This window comes from Streptomyces sp. NPDC002536 (genome assembly GCF_053594995.1).
Window position 1 is genome coordinate 1 of the sequence record NZ_JBSFWU010000235.1, and the last position, 2363, is coordinate 2363.

The following is a 2363-nucleotide window of genomic DNA, read 5'->3' on the forward strand; positions in this document are numbered from 1 at the left end:
GCTCCGCCGCGTGGGCGCGACCAGCCACCGACGGCCTGCAGCCGACGCACCACCCCGAGGCGGCACGTCATCTGCGGGTGCGCTGTGGCTGGTCGCGCCCACGCGGCGGAGCCGCATATGTCTACAGCCCCGCGCCCCTGACGGGGCGAGGATCCGCGGACACGCCCTAGGAATTTCTTCCTATCGCGCGGAAGCAGGCCGTCCGGCAGGCTGATGAGCAACGGGAAGCCGCGCCGTACCGAGCACGGGGGGATCGATAGGGCGTGCGCTCCCGGCCGACCGGCCCCCGTCCCCGCCTACCCGGGGACGGGGGTTCGCGGCCCCACCTGCTCGTACACGCGGAACACCGACCAGCACAGCAGCAGTGCCATCGCGAACGCGGGCATCCACGTGAGCCTGTCCAGCAGCCAGCCGAGGCCGTCCGGGGCCGTGTGCAGGCCCGGCAGGTACGAGCCCGCCAGCAGACCCGTCGTGGTGACCGCCATCATCGCCGTCTGGTGCCACAGGAAGACCGTCATCGCCGACAGGTTCGTCAGGGCCACCGCCGCCCACGCCGCCGGGCGCCGGTGCAGCGCGCGGCGCAGGGGCTCGCGGAGCAGCAGGGCCGCGCCGCACTGGGCCAGGCCGAAGGCGACCGCCGCCAGGGTCGGCGGATTGAGGTTGGAGACCGCGGCGCCGGGGACGCCCACCATGGAGGCGGGGTAGCCGCACCAGGCGACCAGCGCGGCCGTCGCCGCCGTACCGCCGGCCAGCAGGGCCCAGCCGCTCCGCCGCGAGGCGAAGGCGCCCCGCGCCCACGCGGCCCCCACGCAGTACGGGACCAGCCAGCCCGCCGCCACGTTCACCCAGCCCGGCCAGGCGGGCCCGCCCAGGCCGAAGCGGACCAGGTCCACCGCCGCCACCACGGCGAGCGGCCACACCGGGTGCAGCCGCCGCACCAGCGGCGTCAGCGCCGTGAGCCCCGCGAACACCAGCAGGAACCACAGGGGGGACAGGACGAGTTGCAGCAGGGTGCGGACCGTCTCCAGGCCTGTGCCCGCCGCGAGCATGCAGGCCGCCGTCACGGTCCACAGGGCGAGCAGCACCGCGACCGGGCGGAACAGGCGGGCCAGCCGGGCCGCCAGCCACGGGCCGTAGCCCGTGCCGCGGGCGCGGGCCGACGCGTATCCTTTCGCCGCCACGTGGCCGCCGACCAGGAAGAACACGGCCAGCGTCTGGAACACCCACGACACCGGGGTCAGCCACGGCATCTGCTCCAGCGGGCTCGCCCCGTGCAGGGCGCCGCCGTCCGCGACGAGCGCGGTGACCAGCCAGTGGCCGAGCACGACGCCCAGGATGGCGACGGCGCGCAGCGCGTCCACGGCGCGGTCGCGGCCGGGCGGCGTCGTGGCGTCGATCTTCCGGACGAGGGCGCGCAGATCAGCCATGGGACCGCTCCACCGGCTCCTTGCCCAGCGCGATCCGCGCCAGGTTCCGCAGCGGGAGCGAACCCGGCTTGTGGTACTCGCTGTGCCCGCCGTCGCCCGCCGCGAAGACGCGCGCGCCGAAGGCCGGCGAGACGGGGTCGGCGCCGAAGCCGACGGTCGTGCCGAAGAGGTCCGCACTGGCGTGCGGGACGCCGCCCACCCAGTCGTCCGTGCCGCGCCCGGCCCAGACCCTGGCCGGCGTGCGCAGCGCCGCCGCGCTGTCCGCGCCGGTGCCAGGGCTGCCGTACAGGGCGATGTCCGCGACCGCGAGCCCGCTCGCGGCGCGGCCGCACACCACGGAGCCGTAGGAGTGGCCCAGGAGCGAGATCGCCGCGTTCTTGTTGATGCGGTGCAACGAGCCGGTGAACGCGCGCAGTTCGCGAGCCGCCTCGTCCGCGCGCCCGGTGGTCACCACCTCCGGGCTCACCGTGCCCGGCGTCGCGTAGCCGAGCCAGGCGACGACGGCGACCCGGGCCGCCGGGTCCTGGCGGCGCAGCTCGTCGCGGAGCGCTGCCGCGCTGCCGCCGAGGGTCTTGTACGGGGTGCCGCCGTGGGTGTCGTACGTGTCCAGGGTGGTGTCCGCGCCGGGGACCAGGACCGCGATGCGGTCGGCCGCGGGGAGGTCGCCGAGGACCTCGACGGCGCGGCCGCTGCCGCGGGCGTCGAAGGAGAGGAAGTGCCGGGCGGGGTCGGCGAACGCCCGCAGCCGGGACGCCCGGCCGTGGTCGCCGTGGGCGTCGGCCATGCGGGCGGCCTCGGTGATGGTGGCGCGGTTGGCCGCGTAGCGGGTGGCGGGGCCGTCGGCGGGGGAGAAGGCGGCCGGCATCGGTCCAGAACCCGGTCGGCTCGGCCACGCCCTCGACGGCCAGCTCCGCGAGCAGTACGTCGGAGCCGCCG

Annotated in this window: 2 protein-coding genes; both read right to left on the reverse strand. The window is 76.5% G+C overall.

Going from position 1 to position 2363, the window contains the following annotated elements; genetic code table 11:
• Positions 1-296: 296 nt before the first annotated feature.
• The gene (locus ACWD4B_RS35645; protein WP_451424660.1) at positions 297-1427 is read right to left on the reverse strand and encodes an acyltransferase family protein; all 1131 of its coding nucleotides are present in this window, start codon (positions 1425-1427) and stop codon (positions 297-299) included.
• Positions 1420-2292, reverse strand: a complete 873-nt coding sequence (locus ACWD4B_RS35650; protein ID WP_451424661.1) for an alpha/beta hydrolase — start codon at positions 2290-2292, stop codon at positions 1420-1422. The genes ACWD4B_RS35645 and ACWD4B_RS35650 overlap by 8 nt, the downstream gene beginning before the upstream one ends.
• Positions 2293-2363: the final 71 nt, after the last annotated feature.